General features: G+C 66.6%; 18 protein-coding genes. 9 read left to right on the forward strand and 9 right to left on the reverse strand.

Annotated elements, in window-relative coordinates; genetic code table 11:
• Positions 1-12: 12 nt before the first annotated feature.
• Entirely contained in the window at positions 13-1302 is a 1290-nt protein-coding gene (locus ACIGJB_RS17625; RefSeq protein WP_483733601.1) for an MFS transporter, read from the reverse strand.
• A gap of 224 nt (positions 1303-1526) precedes the next feature.
• Between ACIGJB_RS17625 and ACIGJB_RS17630 the strand changes: the two genes are divergently transcribed.
• A complete protein-coding gene (locus ACIGJB_RS17630; RefSeq protein ID WP_483733602.1) occupies positions 1527-2747 on the forward strand; it encodes an NnrS family protein in 1221 nt (406 codons plus the stop codon).
• 115 nt (positions 2748-2862) lie between these two features.
• On the opposite strand, the gene ACIGJB_RS17635 is transcribed toward ACIGJB_RS17630, so the two are convergent.
• A complete protein-coding gene (locus ACIGJB_RS17635) occupies positions 2863-4044 on the reverse strand; it encodes an MFS transporter (RefSeq protein WP_483734709.1) in 1182 nt (393 codons plus the stop codon).
• A gap of 150 nt (positions 4045-4194) precedes the next feature.
• Between ACIGJB_RS17635 and ACIGJB_RS17640 the strand changes: the two genes are divergently transcribed.
• Both ACIGJB_RS17640 and ACIGJB_RS17645 read left to right on the forward strand, forming a co-directional pair.
• Entirely contained in the window at positions 4195-5109 is a 915-nt protein-coding gene (locus tag ACIGJB_RS17640) for a LysR family transcriptional regulator (protein WP_483733603.1), read from the forward strand.
• Between the two features lie 234 nt (positions 5110-5343).
• Entirely contained in the window at positions 5344-5916 is a 573-nt protein-coding gene (locus ACIGJB_RS17645; protein ID WP_483733604.1) for a hypothetical protein, read from the forward strand.
• Positions 5917-5961: 45 nt separating this feature from the next.
• On the opposite strand, the gene ACIGJB_RS17650 is transcribed toward ACIGJB_RS17645, so the two are convergent.
• The gene (locus ACIGJB_RS17650; protein WP_483733605.1) at positions 5962-6276 is read right to left on the reverse strand and encodes an H-NS histone family protein; all 315 of its coding nucleotides are present in this window, start codon (positions 6274-6276) and stop codon (positions 5962-5964) included.
• Positions 6277-7263: 987 nt separating this feature from the next.
• On the reverse strand, positions 7264-8646 hold the full coding sequence (locus ACIGJB_RS17655) for an NCS2 family permease (protein ID WP_483733606.1): 1383 nt from the start codon (positions 8644-8646) through the stop codon (positions 7264-7266).
• Between the two features lie 473 nt (positions 8647-9119).
• Here ACIGJB_RS17655 and ACIGJB_RS17660 point away from each other — a divergent pair, with 473 nt between their 5' ends.
• Positions 9120-9326 (forward strand): hypothetical protein, encoded by a 207-nt coding sequence (locus ACIGJB_RS17660; protein ID WP_483713260.1) that lies wholly within the window; start codon positions 9120-9122, stop codon positions 9324-9326.
• A 28-nt stretch (positions 9327-9354) separates the two neighbouring features.
• On the opposite strand, the gene ACIGJB_RS17665 is transcribed toward ACIGJB_RS17660, so the two are convergent.
• Positions 9355-9978 (reverse strand): N-acetyltransferase, encoded by a 624-nt coding sequence (locus tag ACIGJB_RS17665; protein WP_483733607.1) that lies wholly within the window; start codon positions 9976-9978, stop codon positions 9355-9357.
• Positions 9979-10565: 587 nt separating this feature from the next.
• Between ACIGJB_RS17665 and ACIGJB_RS17670 the strand changes: the two genes are divergently transcribed.
• The 3 genes from ACIGJB_RS17670 to ACIGJB_RS17680 all read left to right on the forward strand — a co-directional run bounded on the left by ACIGJB_RS17670 (position 10566) and on the right by ACIGJB_RS17680 (position 13164).
• Positions 10566-11747, forward strand: coding sequence for a WD40/YVTN/BNR-like repeat-containing protein (locus tag ACIGJB_RS17670; protein ID WP_483733608.1), 1182 nt, complete (start codon positions 10566-10568; stop codon positions 11745-11747).
• A 14-nt stretch (positions 11748-11761) separates the two neighbouring features.
• Complete coding sequence (locus ACIGJB_RS17675) at positions 11762-12022, forward strand: MoaD/ThiS family protein (protein ID WP_483733609.1); 261 nt, start codon at positions 11762-11764, stop codon at positions 12020-12022.
• A 185-nt stretch (positions 12023-12207) separates the two neighbouring features.
• On the forward strand, positions 12208-13164 hold the full coding sequence (locus ACIGJB_RS17680; RefSeq protein WP_483733610.1) for a chemotaxis protein: 957 nt from the start codon (positions 12208-12210) through the stop codon (positions 13162-13164).
• A 253-nt stretch (positions 13165-13417) separates the two neighbouring features.
• Here the strand turns inward: ACIGJB_RS17680 and ACIGJB_RS17685 are convergent, their stop codons facing one another.
• Positions 13418-14071 (reverse strand): peroxiredoxin, encoded by a 654-nt coding sequence (locus ACIGJB_RS17685; RefSeq protein WP_483733611.1) that lies wholly within the window; start codon positions 14069-14071, stop codon positions 13418-13420.
• 73 nt (positions 14072-14144) lie between these two features.
• Positions 14145-14582 carry a universal stress protein gene (locus ACIGJB_RS17690; protein ID WP_483734710.1) on the reverse strand — a complete coding sequence of 146 codons (438 nt, stop codon included), beginning with the start codon at positions 14580-14582 and terminating at the stop codon, positions 14145-14147.
• A gap of 219 nt (positions 14583-14801) precedes the next feature.
• Here ACIGJB_RS17690 and ACIGJB_RS17695 point away from each other — a divergent pair, with 219 nt between their 5' ends.
• The gene (locus ACIGJB_RS17695) at positions 14802-16460 is read left to right on the forward strand and encodes a SulP family inorganic anion transporter (protein WP_483733612.1); all 1659 of its coding nucleotides are present in this window, start codon (positions 14802-14804) and stop codon (positions 16458-16460) included.
• 10 nt (positions 16461-16470) lie between these two features.
• Here the strand turns inward: ACIGJB_RS17695 and ACIGJB_RS17700 are convergent, their stop codons facing one another.
• Complete coding sequence (locus ACIGJB_RS17700; RefSeq protein ID WP_483733613.1) at positions 16471-16674, reverse strand: CopG family transcriptional regulator; 204 nt, start codon at positions 16672-16674, stop codon at positions 16471-16473.
• An 83-nt stretch (positions 16675-16757) separates the two neighbouring features.
• Complete coding sequence (locus tag ACIGJB_RS17705) at positions 16758-18368, reverse strand: phospholipase D family protein (protein WP_483733614.1); 1611 nt, start codon at positions 18366-18368, stop codon at positions 16758-16760.
• 115 nt (positions 18369-18483) lie between these two features.
• On the opposite strand from ACIGJB_RS17705, the gene ACIGJB_RS17710 reads away from it, so the two are divergent.
• Positions 18484-18690, forward strand: a complete 207-nt coding sequence (locus ACIGJB_RS17710; protein WP_483733615.1) for a DUF6494 family protein — start codon at positions 18484-18486, stop codon at positions 18688-18690.
• Positions 18691-18699 lie beyond the last annotated feature (9 nt).

Consider the following 18699-nt stretch of genomic DNA (forward strand, 5'->3'; position numbering starts at 1 on the left):
TCAGGGGCGGCGTCACGCCGTCTGGGTGAGGCCGACGGCCTGTTCCTTGCGCCGGCGTTCGGCGCGGTGGCTGTAGTGCATCCAGACCAGGCTCACGCACACGGTGCCGTACATCAGCATGAAGCAGCTGCTGCGTACGCCCGTGAGGTCGGCCAGCGCGCCGAACAGGATCGGCAGCACGAAGCCGCCGAGGCCGCCCGCCAGGCCCACCACGCCGGAAACGGCGCCGATGTTGTGCGTGAAATCGTTCGAGATGAACTTGAAGACCGAGGCCTTGCCGATGGCGAAGGCGATGCCGACCACGAACAGCAGGAACGTGAATACCGTCGGCGTCAGCGCGATGCGGAAGCTCTGCGGACCCGTGGTGGTGTGGATCACGAAGTCGGTCTGCGGGTAGCTCAGCAGGAAGAAGCCGACCCAGCTCACCCACATCACCCACCACGTGGTGCGCTGCGCGCCGTAGCGGTCGGAGATCCAGCCGCCGATCGCGCGCAGCACGCCGCCGGGCAGCGAGAAGCATGCGGCCAGGAACGCGGCCACCTTCATGTCGAAGCCGTACTCGCCGATGTAGTACTTGGTCATCCATAGCGACAGGCCGACATAGCCGCCGAACACCACCGAGTAGTACTGCGAGTAGCGCCACACGCGCGGGTCGCGCAACATGGCCAACTGCTCGCGAAAGCCGGTGCTGGACGTCACCCGGTGCGCGGGATTGCTGCGCGAGCCGAACCAGAACACGATGGCCGTCACCAGCATCGCCACCGAATACACCCGGGGCACGACTTCCCACGTGCCGGCAGCCAGGATGAGCGCGGGCGCGACAAACTTGGTCAGCGCGGCGCCCGAGTTGCCGGCGCCGAAGATGCCCATGGCCAGCCCCTGGCGCGAACGCGGGAACCAGCGCGCGACATACGGCGTGCCGACCGAGAACGAGCCGCCGGCCAGACCGACGAACAGGCCGAGCACGAGCAGCTGCCACAGCGTATGCGCATATGAGATCAGCCAGATCGGGATGACCGTGGCCAGCATCAGCACGAAGAACACGACGCGGCCGCCGTAGCGGTCGGTCCAGATGCCGAGCGGCACGCGGATCAGCGAGCCGCTCAGCACCGGCGTGGCGGCCAGCAGGCCGAACTCGGTTTCATTGAGCCCGAGTTCCTTCTTGAGCGGGATGCCGAGGACGGCGAACAGCATCCAGACGGCGAAGCAGATGGTGAAGGCAAAGGTGCTGGATGCCAGCGTCGTCCATGCCCCGGAAGGGACAGGCTCCGGCATTCGCGCCGCGCGTGTTGGGGTGGCCATGGCCATACTCCTGTGTCAACTTTGACGGGATGACGCCAGAGTAGGCACGCGGGTTACGGCTGACCATTCGCCGGGAGCACAAGCCGCCACGCCACGGAACCTGCTGGTGGAGCTAGTTCCATCGGCGGAGGACGACGGCGGCATCAGGGTGCTATCGTGGTTGCACCCCGCCTGGACACGGTATCAACCCGTGACGCGGATCAAATTTCTCGCACGCGCCCATCATGGAAACCATCCCTATCCTGCCCGCACGCGGTCCGCGCAAGTCGCCGGAAGCGGGTCCGCCGCCGCGCGGCTTTGCGTTGTTCGCGCTTGGCTTCCGTCCCTTCTATCTGGGCGGTGCGGTCTTCGCGGCGATCGCCGTGGCCGCCTGGGCTGCCATGTTCGGCGGTGGGGCCGGCGTGGCGCCTTCGAGTGCCTTGCCGCCGATGCTGTGGCACGCCCATGAGATGGTGTTCGGCTTTGCCGCGGCGATCGTGGTCGGCTTCCTGTTCACGGCCGGGCGCGCGTGGACCGGGCAACCCACGCCGACCGGCGCGCCGCTCGCTTGCCTGTTCGTGCTGTGGCTGGCCGGGCGTGGCGCCATGTGGTTCGGCCCTGGCGTGCTGGCCGCGTGGATCGACGGCGCGTTCCTGCCGCTGGCTGCGCTAGCGTTCACGCGCACGTTGGTCAAAGGCGGTAATCGCCGCAACTATCCGCTGGCGTTTGCGCTCTCGCTGCTGGCCCTGGCCAATGTGTCGAGCCTTGCGCTGCATGCCGGTGGCTACGCCGACGCGGCGCTGCGCGCTTGCCAGGCCGGCGTGGCGCTGATCACGCTGTTCGTCATCGTCATCGGCGCACGCGTGATTCCGATGTTCACGACCAATGCCGTTCCAGGCTTCCGCCTGCGCCAGTATCCGAAGGTCGACCGCGTGGCCGTGCCGGCGGCAGTCCTGGGCCTGCTGGCCGGGCTGGTTCCGCTGCCCGGGTGGCTGGCGGCCCTGTTGTCGCTGCTGGCGGCCGTGGTGCTTGGCATCCGCGTGGTCGGCTGGCGCGGCTATGCGGTGGGCAACCGCCCGCTGCTGTGGTCGCTGCACCTGGCCTATGGGTGGCTGCCGCTGGCCTTCCTGCTGCAGGCCGCCGCGGTGCTCGGGCTGGTGATGCCGGGCATCGCTACGCATGCGTTCACGGTCGGCGTGCTCGGTGGCGCCATCATCGCCATGGTCACGCGCACGGCGCTCGGGCACACGGGCCGGACGCTCGCCGCCGGGCGCGCGGAGACCGCTGCCTACTGGCTGGTCGCGGCGGCAGCGGTGCTGCGCGTCATCGGGCCGCTGCTGTGGCCGGCGGGGTACCTGCATTGGATCTACGGCGCGGCCGTCTGCTGGGTAGCAGCATTCGCGGTCTACGCCGTGGTCTACGCGCCGCGGCTGGCGCGGCCCAGGATCGACGGAAAGGCTGGCTGAGCCGTTCCCCGGGCGTGCCCAAGGCCATCCGGCTCGTGCCCTTCGACACGGACCGGATCGATTCACCAAACAGCTTTGGGAATTCCGCCCTGTCGACGGCTGATGCAGGCCTGTGTCAGCCCATTCCGGCCACTACGGCCATGCGATCGTTGCCGCGCTCCCGCCGCACGCTGAGCCATGCCACCAGCAGTGCGGCCAATGGCGCCAGGGCCGCCACCCAGGGCAGGGCATCCAGGCCCGGGCCATGGGCGACCACCATGCCGCCCAGCCATGCGCCGATGCCGTTGCCGAGATTGAATGCGGCGATGTTGAAGCTCGATGCCAGGTTCTGGCCCGCGCCGCTGGCGTGGTGCAGCACGCGCAGTTGCAGTGGCGACACGGTCGCGAACGCGGCGACGCCCAGGATGCCGACGAAGCCGGCCATGGCGGTCTGATTGTGGACGGCGAAGGTCATGGTCGCGAGCACGGCGACGAGCGTCGCCAGCGAGCCCAGCAGCGCGGCTGTGGGCTGGCGGTCGGCGAAGCGGCCGCCCAGGATGTTGCCGACGATCATGCCGCCGCCGAACAGCAGCAGGATCGGCGACACCGCCCCCTCGCTGAAGCCAGTCACGCGCGTCAGCAGCGGCTGCACATAGGTGATCACCGCGAAGGTGCCGGCAGACTGCAGCACGGTCATCAGCAGGCCGAGCAGCACCTGCGGCCGCACGATGGTCGCGAGTTCCTCGCGCAGCGCGACCGGCGCGCTGTCGTCGCGGCTCTTTTGTACCAGCGCGGCAATCACGACAATCGAGACCAGGCCGATCAGCGTCATGGCCCAGAACGTCGAGCGCCAGCCAAGGTGCAGGCCCAGCCAGGCGCCGGCGGGCATGCCCAGCAGCGTGGCCAGCGTCAGGCCCGAGAACATGACCGAAATCGCCGAGGCACGGCGCTCGGCCGGCACCAGGCCGGTCGCCACCACGGCGCCTACGCCAAAGAAGGTGCCGTGCGTCAGCGAGGTGAGGACGCGCGCGATCATCAGCGTGGTGTAGTCGGGCGCCAGCGCGCAGGCCGCGTTGCCGACGGTGTAGATCCCCATCAATGCGAGCAGCACGGCCTTGCGCGGCATGCGCCGGGTCAGCAGCGTCAGCACCGGCGCGCCGGCGAACACGCCGAGCGCATAGCCGGAAACCAGCATGCCGGCGGCGGCAATGCTGACATGCAAGTCAGTGGCCACTTGCAGCAGCAGGCCCATGATGACGAATTCGGCGCAGCCAATGCCGAAGGAGCCGGCAGTCAGCGCGTATAGGGCAACCGGCATGCGGCCGGTACGTGGGTTGGGGGCTGGGTTTGGCATGGGGGGCGCTTGCGGAGGGCGGGGGGGATCGCAGGAAGGTTGAAGTGTCGGTGTTTTCATCTTCTTCATAAATGGGCATGATGCATAATCAGTTTCAAGAAAAAATTGAGAATCATGGATCGCATCGGCGATATCGGCTTGTTTCTGCGCGTGCTGGACCTTGGCTCGATCAGTGCCGCCGCGCGCAGCCTGGATTTGTCCGTGGCGGTGGCCAGCCAGCGGCTGCAGCGGCTGGAGCGCGAACTCGGCGTTCGTCTGTTGCATCGCACCACCCGACGCCTGCATGCGACGCCTGAGGGCGTGATCCTTGCCGAGCAAGGCCGTGCGCTGGTCGACGATCTCGATGCGCTGGGCAGTTCGCTCCGGCAGGCGGGTACCGGTATTTCGGGAACGCTGCGCGTGACCGCTTCGTCGTCGTTCGGTCGCCTCTATATCTCGCCGCTGCTGCCGGAATTCATGGCGCGGCATCCTGGCTTGAAGCTAAGCTTCACCATGACGGACAACGTGCTGGACCTGGTCAGCGCCGGCTTCGACCTGGCGATCCGTATCGGCACGCTCGATGATTCAGCGATGGTCGCGCGCAAGCTGGCGACCAACCGGCGGCTGCTGTGCGCATCACCGGAATACCTGCGCCGCCGCGGCACGCCGCGTACGCCCCAGGACCTGGCCAGCCATGATTGCCTGCTGCTCGTGGGCAGCCAGGGCCGGCAGGATGTCTGGCGCCTCGGCGATGGTGCGGGCGGGGAGATTGCCGTGCGGGTACGCGGGCCGATCGACGCCAACTCCGGCGAGTTGCTGTCAGATGCCGCGCTGGCCGGGCTCGGCATTGCCTTGCATTCGACCTGGCACGTCAGCGCCGCCCTCCGCACCGGACAGCTGGTGCCGGTGCTGGCCGATTACCCGGTGGCGGAATCCGGGATCTACGCGGTCATGCCGCAGCGCCGGCTGGTGCCGCCAAGGGTGCGGGCGTTTGTGGACTTCCTGGCCGAACACTTCGGCGAAAGCCCGCCGTGGGAGCGTCCGGCATGACGGCTTGCGCCACGGTACAGCCGGATGCCTAAAAATTGGGCGGTCCGGTGCGTTGGCGCACAGACTGGGCGTTTCGGGGGCGACGCGCGAGGATATCCACAGATTCTGTGGATATCCTTGCCGGATTTCAACATGGGTTTCTACCATCGACGCGCCCCCAGGCCAGCGGGTATGCTGAGCGATCCGCCCCGGCCTGCCGCGCCCCGGCATGCAATCCCCTTTCTTCTAGACACCATGCGACACCACGGGCCGACGGCAGTACCGATCCTGGCCATGCTGGCCGGCGCCGTCATGGCTGCCGGCTGCGTGGCGCAGTACCGCGTGCCGTCCGGCGCTGCCGTGGCCAGTGTGCGCCTGATGACGGATACCGATGACAACACCACCTTCACGGTGGTCGATCCCGCCAAGTGCCCGGAGCCGGCTCGTCCGCTGGTCCTGGCCGGAATGGGCAGGCAGTTGTCGGCGATGGGGCGGGAGCGCGGGCTGGAGATGGCCGGAAGTTCGCCGGAGTCGCCGGCGCGCACGCGCGAGCGGCATGTCGAGGCGGGTCGGCGGATCTACGTGGGCGTGATATCGACAGCCGCACCGCCGCTGCCAGAACTGCGCTGCGCGGCGGGCGTGTCGTTCGTGCCGGCGGCGGGGGCGCAGTATGAGATTCGCTATAAGCGGGACGAGACCGCGAGCCAGTGCTCGGCCCAGGTCTTGCGCTTGCAACCGCTCTCGTCAGGCGCCGCGCGGCCCATGGCGGAGCCGACGCAGCAAGGCTTTCGCGCGCTGAAGAAAGAATACGTCTGCCAGGCGTCCTGACGACGCCTGGACGGGCCAGCCCCTGGCGGGGGCGGCCGCAGCGGCTTACGCCTCGATCAGGAAACGTTCCGGGCGCTTGCCCAGCCATGCCGGGGCACGGCCGCGACCCGACCAGGTCTTGCCGGTCTTCGGGTCCATGTACTTGGCGGGCAGCGGAGCGTGCTCCGCCTTCTTGGGGGCGCCAGAACCTGCCGGCCGGCCGCGGCCGCGGCGCGGGGCGATGTCGTCTGGGGTCAGGCCGTATTCGGCCATCAGCGAACGGATCTGGTCGATCACGCCGGCGACTTCGGTTTGCCTGACTTCATTGAGCTTGGCTTCGAGTGCTTCTTTTTCTGCAAGAAGTTGCTTGTATGTCGCCATCGATATTCCCCTTTTCTGCAATTGACCGCTGCATGGTACTGGAACTTCCTGCCGATATGGCATTGTCGTGCGGCGGTGGATACGAAAATATTTTACAAAATATAACGCAGAATGCACGGGTCTATTGTTACAGAGTGGTGCGGCTTGTCAGAAATGGCGGCGCGCGCGCGACTTCATTCCGGCTTTTCTATCGGTTTCGAAATTGGCTATGCGTTCGCCGGCGCGCGACAGGGATCAAGGATATTGGTGGATGCGGCAGTGGTTCGCATGGCCGGATACCGGCACGATGAGCGTATAGACGGTAGGCAAAAAAAGATACAGGATTATTTGGTGGTTCCTGCCAATACGCCCATCGGTAGGACGCCTACGGCTGCGCTGCGCGCACTCAGTGAAAACCGAGGGAAGAGACGAGAAGAAGCGGAAGCAGAAGCGCCAGTATCTGCGCCGTTGATGTCGTCTCGCCTGCCGACTAGTGAGACGCGTAGCAGCCGAAGGCGATGATGCGATATGGCGGGCAGTGTCGGGCCACGGACAGTTTCGGGGCTGGTTCAATCATTGTTGGAGAGCCTGCAGACGGACGCGCACCACGCGGCAGGCAGCGGGGCAGACTCTGAAGCGAATACCCGTACGAAATTCTTCGCACGCTACGATCAATATTCGCCCGTTAGGGCAAGCGACGCGTTTCTTTGCTTACTTTCTTGTCGCTTGGACAAGAAAGTGAGTCGCCGGCTACGCCGGCGAAACAGCGGCGCTTGCCAAGCACGATAACGCAATCATTCACTGAAGCGCCCCGCCGGCTACGCCGGCGAAACAGCCGCGCATGCCAAGCACGACGCCCCGCAATTCGCCCGAAGAACCAAAAAAAATACCCCGGAAAAGCAGGAATCCCGGGGCATAAATCCACCGTGTGGCGGTGGAGGAGACATTGTCGAATTCATTGCGGACAACCGCGCCAGCGGCAGCGGCGGTCCGATTGAAGCGCCTGTTTCAGATGGCCCAGCCTCCGGCATAGAAAGCGGCCAGCGCGATGGCGATTGCCACTGTTCCGACATTGAGCTTGCGCCATTCGCCGGAGACGATGCGGCCAACCACCAGCGTGCAGAAGCCGAGCATGATGCCGGTGACGATATTGCAGGTCAGCACGATGAACACGGCGCACACCAGGCCCGACAGCGCATCGACCAGATCATCCATGTGCAGGCGCGAGACGCTCGACAGCATCAGCAGGCCAACGTACATCAGCGCGGGCGCGGTGGCGTATGACGGCACCAGCCCCGCCAGCGGCGAGAAGAACATCACGGCCAGGAACAGCAGGCCGACCACCACGGCGGTGAGGCCCGTCTTGGCGCCGGCGGCCACGCCGACGGTCGACTCGATATAGGCCGCGGCCGGAGCGCCGCCGAACATGGCGGAGAAGATCGAGCTGACCGAGTCCGCGGTCAGCGCACGGCCACCATTGCGGATGTGGCCGCTGGCGTCGAGCTGGCCGGCCTGGCCCGCCACGGCGCGAATGGTGCCGGTGGCATCGAACACCGCCGTCATCACCAGTGCCAGCACGCTCGGCAGCACGGCGGCGGACAGCGCGCCACGGATGTCCATGGCGCCGATCAGCGACTGGTGGCCGGGCGCGCTCAGCGAAGGCAGCGCGAATACGCCGGTGAACTTCACGGCCGGGTCGAAGATCAGGCCCAGCACGGAGATGGCGACGATCACCAGCAGGATGCCGCCCGGCACGCGCCGGCGCTCCAGGCCGAAGATGGCGGCCAGGCCCAGCACCGACATCACCACCGGGAACGAGGTGATCTTGCCCAGCGCGACAGGCAGGCCCGCGCCGCTGTTCTTGACCACCAGGCCGACCTCATTGGAAGCGATCAGCAACAGGAACAGCCCAATGCCGATTCCCGCGCCATGGGCCACGCCCGCCGGCAGGTTGCGCAGGATCCAGGAGCGCACGCCGGTGACCGAGATCGCGGTGAACACCACGCCCATCAGGAATACCGCGCCCAGCGCCACGGCCGGCGATAGTCCCTGCCCCAGCACCAGGCCGAAGGCCATGAAGGCCGTCAGTGAAATGGCGCAGCCGATGGCGATCGGCAGCTTGGCCCACACCCCCATCAGCAGCGAGCCGAACGCCGTGGTCAGGCAGACCGCAACGAACACCGCGCTGGTGTCGAAGCCGGCCTTGCCTAGCATGCCCGGCACAACGAAGACCGCGTAAACCATGGCCATGAAGGTGGTCACGCCCGCCACCACTTCCTGGCGCTGTGTGCTGCCACGTTCGGTGATCTGGAAATAGGCGTCGAGCTTGTTCCTGACTTCGGGGCGCGCGGAATCGACTTCCGTCACCGACGGATAGGGCTGTTCGATCATGATGATCTGTCTCCTTGCAGGGCGCTGCCCCGGCCGATGGAAGGGCCGTGGACAGGCTTTGTCTCACATGGTTCTAGGTATCGGCCGCGTCAATGTTCGCTGCGCGGCCGGTTTTATCGGTGTTGCCTCTTGTCGGTGCCTTCTGCATGGGCGTGATCCGGGCAAGGCTGAAGGCTAGGCGACGCGCGCCGACTCGTCATAACCCCGTCAAAATGCGCGGTATGCCTGGCGGGGAATAGTGAATGTGATGGATTGCCGCCTTCGTGGGCGACGACGGCCCGGAGGCGGCTCGGAGGCACGCCTGCAATATCAGCTGACGCAAATACGGCCTATAGGGGTTGTCCCGTATGTCTCGGGGTCGACTTCTATATACTAGGGATAACCCTCGAATCGGGTCGTCAGCGTCCTTGCAGGTCGACGCAAGTGCGGCTCGGTGCGCTTCTCATTGACGTCACCTCTACCTGAGTCCTCTTATGCAAGTCCTTGCTGATACGCTTTATCGCCAATCTCCGAGCCGCCGTCCGGCAGCGGTTGCCACCGACCTGACCCGCGACACTGACCTGTATGCCCGCATGGGCAACGGTCGTTCCCTGGCCGCGCGCGTGCGCGAGTACTTTGCGCGCGGCTGGGCGCTGCATGTGGAGAATGCCCGCCTGGCGGCGCCCATCACCTGGCTTTGAACGGCTCAGAGCGCCGACCCCAGCGGAATCAGTACATCCCCGTCGCTTCCTTGAAGCGCCCCAGCGTCCAGCCATGGCCGAGCAGCACCATGCGTGTGTGCAGGTCATCCATGACGGCTGCGCTGACCCGTTCGCCCAGATAGGTGAGCGTCTTGTGGCGCAGGTCGACATAGCCCAGCGTGTACCGGCTGCCCAGCGATTGCCACAGCGCGTGCGCGCCCGCGGACTGCCGGGCCCCGCTCAGCAGGCACAGTCCACCATCGAGCGCCCAGCGGTAAAGGCCTGACGCCAGGCCGCGGCGCTGGTAAGCCGGCGCAAACTTCGTGTGGGGCGAACGCACCCACGGGTCGGCGCGACGGCCGACCTCGATCAGCCGGTTGAACACCGTATAGCCAGCGAGCCGGCCGCTGGCCACGTCTTCCACGTACACGAAAATCTCGCCGTCGGCCTCGCGAAAGCGCAGGCGCAGCCCCGGCAGCCCGCTGGGCTGGTCCGGCATCGCATGGAGCCGGTCGCCCGGGCGGCGCATGCGGTCATGCAGGGCGCCCAGTTCGTCTTCCACTTCGGCCCGTCCGGGGCTGACATCGATGCGCAATTCCAGGGCGCGTGCCAGTGCCTGCGCCGGGCGGCGCAATGCGAAGGTCATGGTCATGACGAGTACCCCCGCTCAGGCGTTGAGGGCGACGTACACGATTACGAGCGCCAGCATGGCGCAAAGGGTGCGGTGGTAGATCTGTGGCATGGCTTTCTCCTGGATGCACAATGGTTTGCGGCTGCCAACAGGGCAGCGGCATGCAAAGTGCCGTGCGGGAAAGCTCAGGTCGGGACGGGGGTCCGCCGGGCTGCCCGCACGGCCAGGAAAAGCACGGCCCGATGGGCCGGGGTCGCCGGCAAGCCGATGCGGGCGGCCATCGCCGGCGTGCACGCGGCCGCGCCATGCAGGGCATGGCGAAGCAGGGCGGTGGCGCGGAAAGGGCGTAGCATCGGCAAATAGATGGGGAGGAACCGGCGTGGCGGGGCGCGGCCGGGCAATGGGTCTTATCCCATATTTCTCCGGCAATGTCTATCCATTGTGCCGAGATCTGCGGTCAACAGCGTCGATATAGAGAGGCGGACGAACTGATGTGCGACGAGTCGATGGCCTCATCCTGCCGTCACGGCGTCATTGTGAACACTGTCTACATATACTAGACTCGAAAGCACGCTGCCCCGTGACGGGGCAATTCCGCAGGAGCCACGATGACTGCTACCACGGCACCGCAAACCGAGCCCCATTCGCCGCCGACTCCGGAATCCGGCCCGGCCATGCTGCTGGTCGCCACGATCAAGGGCGCGTGGTTCCTGACCAGCGACGCGGCCCGCCGCAATTGGACCCTGCGGGGGCCGGTATTCCTGGGTCATACCATCCATCACATCGTGCAAGACCCGCGCGAGCCGCGGCGCATGCTGATGGCCGCGCGCACCGGCCACCTTGGCCCGACCGTATTCCGTTCCACGGACGGCGGCGAGAACTGGACCGAAGCGACGCGTCCGCCCGCCTTTGCCAAGGCGCCCGAAGGCGAAACGGGTCGCGTCGTCGACCATGTCTTCTGGCTGACGCCGGGACACGCGTCCGAGCCGGGCACGTGGTACGCCGGCACGTCTCCGCAAGGGCTGTTCCGGAGTACCGACCATGGTGCAAGCTGGGACTCCGTGACCGGTTTCAACGATCATCCGATGCGGCGCAGCTGGACCGGCGGCGAGCAGGACGGCACGCCCGACGGCCCCAAGCTGCATTCGATCCTGGTCGACCCGCGCGACCCGAAACACCTGTACATCGGCATGTCGAGCGGCGGCGTATTTGAAAGCACCGATGCCGGCGCCGACTGGAAGCCGCTGAACCGCGGCTGTGCCGCCAATTTCCTGCCGGACCCCGACGTCGAGTACGGTCACGACCCGCACTGCGTGCTCCAGCATCCAGCCGCGCCCGACATCCTGTACCAGCAGAACCACTGCGGCATCTACCGCATGGACCGGCGCGAAGGAACCTGGAAGCGCATCGGCGACGCCATGCCGCGCGAGGTCGGGGACATCGGCTTCCCGATCGTCACGCATCAGCGCGATCCGCGCACGGTTTGGGTATTCCCGATGGATGGCAGCGACGTCTGGCCGCGCGTGAGCCCCGGCGGCAAGCCCGCGGCCTATGTCACGCGCGATGCCGGCGAAACCTGGCAACGCCAGGACCGCGGCCTGCCGCCCGCGCAGGCCTGGCTCACGGTCAAGCGCCAGGCCATGGCGGCCGACGCGCAGGAACCCGTGGGCGTGTACTTCGGCACCACCGGTGGCGAGGTCTGGGCCAGTGCCGACGAGGGCGAGCACTGGCAGTGCATTGCCCGCCATTTGCCGCACATCTACGCGGTGCAGTCCGCGCGGCCGGCCTGAGCGAGGCCCGGGCGATGCGCGTGCATATTGCCTCGCCGCTGCTCTCCTACACTGGCCAGCAGCCGGTGGTGGAGGCGCATGGCGGCAGCATCGGCCAGCTGCTCGAGGATCTCGACCGGCAATTCCCCGGCATGCGTTTCCGCATCGTCGACGAACAGGACAAGCTGCGACCGTATATCCGCGTCTTCGTCAATCGCGTGCAGTGGATGCGGCTTGACGCGCCGCTGCGCGACGAGGACGAAGTCCACATCCTGCAGGCACTGGCCGGCGGCTGAACGCCGCTGCGCCACGTGCGCCGCGCCCCGCGCCTTGATCTGGCGCGGGGCGCGCGCCTTAAATCCCCATCCCGCTTGCCGATATCCAAGCATCGAACGTCTGCTGTCCGCCTGCCGCCAGGCCGCAGACCGCATTTACCGCAGCGGCAAACCAATCGGCCAATCGGCATGCAAGGGAGCATCACATGAGCAGTTCGATGAGGGACATCGACGAGCGCACCAACCTGACCAACAACAACCAGTTCGAATTGCTGTTGTTCCGGCTGGGCGACGCCGAGCATTCAGGCCAGTCAGAACTGTTCGGCATCAATGTCTTCAAGGTCCGCGAAATCCTGGTGATGCCGCCGGTTACCACGGTGGTCGGCGCGGATCCGTCGATCCTAGGCATGGCTGACATCCGCGGCCAGGTGATTCCCGTGATCGATCTGCCGCGCCTGGTGGGTTGCAAGCCCGCGAATGGGCTGGGCATCCTGCTGGTCACCGAATATGCGCGGTCTACGCAGGGGTTTGCCGTGGAAGCGGTCGAGGAGATCGTGCGGCTGGAATGGAACCAGGTGCATTCAGCCGAGGCCAGCGTGCGTACCGGCCACGTGACCAGCATCGCGAAGCTCGATGCCGGCACCGACCAGGCGCGCCTGGTGCAGGTGCTCGACGTCGAGCAGATCCTGCGCGACGTGCTGCCGTCGCGCCAGCCGGACGTCGTTCCGGAATCCGTCGGGCCGCAACTCACACTGCCGCCGGGCACCAAGGTGATCGCCGCCGACGATTCGGCGCTCGCACGTGGGCTGATCGAGCAGAGCCTGAAGGCGCTCGGCGCGCCGGTGGTCATGACCAAGTCGGGCAAGGAAGCCTGGGAGCTGCTCGACAGCATGGCGACCGAGGCGGCCAGCAACGGCCGCTCGATCCACGACGAGGTGGCGCTGGTGCTGACCGACCTGGAAATGCCCGAGATGGATGGCTTTACGCTGACGCGCCGGATCAAGGCGGACAGCCGCCTCAAGTCGCTTCCCGTGGTGATTCATTCATCGCTTTCCGGCGAGGCCAGCGAGGAACACGTCCGCAAGGTCGGCGCCAATGCCTATGTGGCCAAGTTCGTGGCCAAGGAACTGGCAGAGACGCTTCGCAGCGTCCTGGTGCATTGAACCCGACCCCGGTTGTATCGCATCAGGCACAGAATCGCTGCCGGTGCAACCATTTCCCCACGCCGCCGGGCTGCCTAGAATTTAGGCACTCCAGTGTTTCCCAAGCCCGGCGCGCCTTGTGCGGTTGTCAATAGGCCGGATATCCACTGTTCCTGTGGATAGTTTTCCCGGTGATTCGGCCGCCTCATCCAAAAGTATGAAGCGGCGCCGGTAACCCACCGGGGCACGGACCGCTGCGCCGCCCGCCACGAGCCTACTTTGGCTGCGACACTACCCGGAGGTAGGGCTTCAGCGTCTTGAAGCCGTCCGGGTATTTCTTCCGGGCGTCCTCGTCCGAAACCGAAGTCGGGATGATCACGTCTTCGCCCGGCTTCCAGTTGGCCGGCGTGGCCACGGCATGCTTCGCATTGAGCTGCAGGGCGTCCAGCAGCCGCAGGACTTCATCGAAATTGCGGCCGGCGCTCATCGGGTACGCGAGCATCGCCTTGATCTTCTTGTCCGGCCCGATCCAGAACACGGAGCGGATCGTGGCGTTATCCACGGCAGTGCGCGGGCCCCCGCTGGCTTCCGGATGGATCATGTCATAGAGCTTGGCCACCTTCAGGTCGGCATCGCCGATCATCGGATAGTTGACCGCGTGGCCCTGTGTCTCCTCGATGTCCTTGGCCCAGCGCGAATGGTCGCCGACCGGGTCGATGCTGAGGCCGATGATCTTGGTATTGCGCTTGTCGAATTCAGGCTTGAGGCCGGCCATGTAGCCGAGCTCGGTGGTGCAGACCGGCGTGAAATCCTTCGGGTGCGAGAACAGGATGGCCCAGCCGTCGCCGATCCATTCATGGAAGCGGATCGGGCCTTGCGTGGTCTCGGCGGTGAAGTCGGGAGCTTCTTCGCCTATTCGAATCGCCATGATCGAACTCCTTGGTCTTGTGGTGAAGGTGGGAGGACGGGCTGCCGCCCGCATGCCAGGCCCCGGCGGGCGCCTAGCGGAATACCAGCACGGGAATCGCGCTGTGCGTCAGGACCTTGTGGGTCTCGCTGCCGATCAGCATGGCCTGCAGGCCGCGCCGTCCGTGCGACGACATCACGATCAGGTCGCAATCTCTTTGCTGCGCCGTCTGCACGATCGCCTGCCACGGATGATCGTCCGTGGCGGTGACCGTATCGCATGGCACGCCTGCCTGCGTGGCCGCCCGGCTCAGCGCGGCCAGGAATTCGTCGGCATGGCGCGCCGCTTCCGCAGCGAACGTCTCGCGGGTGTCCTGCAGGCTGGTGAGCCGGTAGGTCATCAGGTGGTACTGGGGAATCACATGCAGGCCCGTGACGCGGGCGCCGATCCGGCCGGCAAAGGTCATGGCGCGCGCAATCATCGCGTCGGCGCGGGGCGAGCCATCCGTGGGAACCAGGAAGTGCTTGAACATCGTGTCCTCCGCCTGCCAGTCCACTGAAAGCCGGCGCGTTCCCGGCTGCACGCCCCGGTTCGCGCGGGCCACTCCAGTATAGGAATTGCCTGCGCGTCGCGACAGCCCGTCGGTGCGCTTTCCGGCATCCATTCGGACCGGGCGGGCGATGTAGACGATGATTAACATACTGTTATCATCCGATGTGCTTATCGATTCTCCGTCGACGAAGGTGCCCCGATGATTGCGTTGCGCGAAGCATGGCAAGCTGGATTGTTCCGCCGCGGAAACTGGCTCCCCAATATCGTTGCGGGCGCCATCGTCGGCGTGGTGGCGCTGCCGCTCGCCATGGCCTTTGCGATGGCTTCGGGCGCCAAGCCGGAGCAGGGCCTGTACACGGCGATCGTGGCCGGCCTGCTGGTCTCGGCGACCGGCGGCAGCCGGGTGCAGATCGCCGGGCCGACCGGGGCGTTCATCGTCATCCTGTCCGGCATCACGGCAAAGCACGGCATCGACGGCCTGCAGATCGCCACGCTGATGGCGGGGCTGATCCTGGTGGCCATGGGGCTGACGCGGCTTGGCAGCGTGATCCGGTATATCCCGGCGCCGGTGATCGTTGGCTTCACCGCAGGCATCGGCGTGATCATCTTCGTCGGCCAGTGGCGCGATTTCTTCGGCCTGCCGGCGGTCGCCGGCGACCATTTCCACCAGAAGCTCTGGCACCTGCTGCAAGTCCTGCCGCATCTGCATCCGGCCACCACGGGAATCGCGCTGCTGAGCCTGCTGCTGGTGGTCGGCACGCCGCGCGTACCCTGGCTGCGGCGCATTCCGGGGCCGCTGGTGGCGCTGGTGGCGGCCACCGCCATCCAGGCGCTGTTCCACTTCGATGGCGTGGCCACCATCGGCAGCGCCTTTGGTGGCCTGCCGCGCGGCCTGCCCGGGCTGTCGCTGCCCGAAGTCACGCTCGCGCGCGTACTGGAACTGGCCGGGCCGGCCTTCACCATCGCGATGCTCGGCGCGATCGAATCGCTGCTGTCCGCCGTGGTCGCCGACGGCATGGCCGGCACGCGCCACGACTCCAACCAGGAACTGGTGGGGCAGGGGCTGGCCAACGTGGTCGCGCCGCTGTTCGGCGGCTTTGCCGCGACCGGCGCCATCGCGCGTACCGCGACCAATATCCGCAATGGCGGCAACAGTCCGCTGGCGGGCATCACGCACGCCGTGACGCTGGTGCTGGTGGTGATGTTCCTGGCGCCGCTGGCCGCCAATGTGCCGCTGGCCGCGCTGGCGGCGATCCTGTTCGTGGTGGCCTACAACATGAGCGAGCTGCGGCATTTCGCGCGCATGGTGCGCCGCGCGCCGCGGGCGGACGTGGCCATCCTGCTGATCACCTTCAGCCTGACCGTGCTGACCGACCTCGTGGTGGCAGTCAATATCGGCGTGATCCTGGCCATGCTGCAGTTCCTGCGGCGCATGGCGGAGTCGGTGGAGGTGTCACGCCAGGATGCGCCCGACCTGGAGCACGAACTGTCGCGCGACGGCGGGGTGCCGTCCGGTCTGCCGGCCGGCGTGCTGGTGTACGGCATCGACGGGCCGTTCTTTTTCGGCGCGGTGGAGAACTTCGAGCGCGCGCTGATCCAGACCCATACCGATCCGCGTGTGCTGCTGATCCGGCTGCGCCGCGTGCCGTTCATGGACATGACCGGCCTGCAGACGCTGGAGGAGGTGATCGGCAAGCTCAGGCATCGCGGCGTGGCCGTGGTGCTGTGCGAAGCCAACGCGCGCGTGCGCCAGAAGCTTGCGCGCGCCGGCGTGCTGGCGGCGCTGGGGGAGGGGAACTACCAGGAAACGCTGGCCGAAGCGACCGAGCGCTGTGCGCGGATCGCGCGGCAGGAATGAAGACCCTGGCTCAGGCCTTGTCCGCCGAGGCCTTCTTGCGGCCAACGGCCTTTGGCTTGGTGGCGTAGTCCACGCCGTGTTGAGCGAGGTATTCGCGGATGAGTTGCCGCACCACTTGCGAGGGTGTCAGGTCCTGCGACGCGCACAGGGTCTCGAAAGCCTTCTTCTTGGCCGGATCGATCAGGATGGTGAGGCGGGCGGTCTTGGATTCCATGGAGGTCAGTCGCGATGCGCGGCGGCGATCGGAACCGCATTATATACAGGGCCAAAGCACGGCCAGATGCGCCGTCCGGCAGTCTACAGTTCCTCTTCGATCGGCAGCATCCGCAGCAAGCCCTGCCCGACATGCTGCAGCGCGCCCATGCCCGGCTCGCTGTCATAGGTGCGCAGCAAGCCGTTCTCGCGCGTCACCCATTCCAGGTGGGCGGCGTTGCCGTCGGTGCCGGGCGCGAGTATGACCTTGTAGGCAACATCCAGCAGCGCCTGGTCCAGGTCCTTGCCGAGCGCTTCGCACAGCGGCGCGCTGTCGACCACTACGCCCATCTCGGTATTGAGCCGGGCCGAGCGCGGATCCAGGTTAAGCGAGCCGACGAACAGCAGGTGCCGGTCCACCATATAGCTTTTGGCATGGAGGCTGGCGCGGCTCTTGCTGATCATGCTGCGGTGCGCGTGCTTGCCTTCATGCGCGATCTCGGCGTAGGCCGATGGCTTGAGCTCATAGAGTTCCACGCCGGCTTCGAGCAGGTCCTTGCGCCAGGGCGAATAGCCCGCGTGCACGGCACTGACGTCGGTGGCCGCGAAGGAGTTGGTCAGGATGCGCACCTTCACGCCGCGCTTTGTCATCTGCGCGAGCCAGTCCACCGACTTGCGGTCCGGCACGAAGTAAGGCGATACCAGCGCCAGTTCCTGCTGCGCGCTGCCGAGCAGCTTCGCCAGCTTGGGGATGGCATGGCTCGAATCGTCTTCGGGCGGCAGCGTGACCTTGGCTGCCTTGTCGGCGATCACCGCGGCATGGCCCCAGTACGCCGGGAGCTTGCCGCTTTCGAGTGCCTGCGCGAGGCCCGACGCCAGCAGGGCCTGCGAATACTCGCCGCCGCGCGCTTCGGCGACATGCTGGTCGAGGTATTCGCGTATGCCTTGCAATTGCGCTGCCGCGTCCTCGGGCGGCTTGGCCAGCGCCCTGACGGGGTACGCGGCGGCACCGTTCCAGTAGTCGTCGAACACGGCCGAGACCTCGGGCACCACGGGGCCGGCCAGCAACAGGTCGAGATCCGTGAAGTCCGAGCCCTTGTCGGCCGAGAAATAGGCGTCGCCGATATTGCGCCCGCCGACGATGGTGGCCTGGTTGTCGGCCGTCATCGACTTGTTGTGCATGCGGCGGTTCAGCCGGCTGTAGTCGAAGGCCATCTGGGCCATGCGCAGGCTTCGTGCCGTGAACGGATTGAACAGGCGCACTTCGATGTTCGGATGGTCGTCGAGCGCGGACAGGATGCGGTCCTGGCCGGACAGGTGCAGGTCGTCGAGCAGCAGCCGCACGCGCACGCCGCGGTCGGCCGTGGCGATGATGTCGGCCAGCAGCGTCTTGCCGGTCAGGTCGCCGTCGTAGATGTAATACTGCACGTCCAGCGTGCGTTGCGCGGCCCTGGCCAGTGCCAGTCGCGCCACCAGTGCATCCGGGCCGCTGGCGAGCGGATAGAAGGCCGACTGGCCCGGGCGCGCGGACAGCAGCGGCGCCAGGGTGCGGCCCAGCAGCGTGCCGGCGGTATCAGCGACCGCGTAGGAGGCGACGCGCCCGTCCTGCGGCGGCAGGCTGGCGCAGCCGGCCAGGAACAGTGCTGCGGCCAGCAGGGACACCAGCCGGTATAGCCAGCGGAACGTCGGACTTATGCGGTCATCGATCGAGGGCATCGCATCTCCTGGGCGGCCAGGCCTCTTGTGTAGCGCGTTTTGCACCTGCGCGCCAGCCCTCCGGCGCGGCGCACTACTATGAAGGCGTAACCGCAACGCCCATCAGGAGACCACCATGGACCAGGAAGCCTTCAACACAAGCATCCGCAAATTCCTCAAGACCGTCGGCGTCAGTTCGCAGCGCGAGATCGAGCAGGCTGTCGCCGCCGCGCTCGACAGCGGCGAGCTGGCCGGCAACGAGATCCTGCCAGTGAAGATGACGCTGGAACTCGGCAAGCTGAAGCTGAGCGCGACGTTCGACGGCGAGATCCGCCTGGCCTGACCCCGCCGG

This window comes from Cupriavidus sp. C2SS-8b, assembly GCF_057073745.1.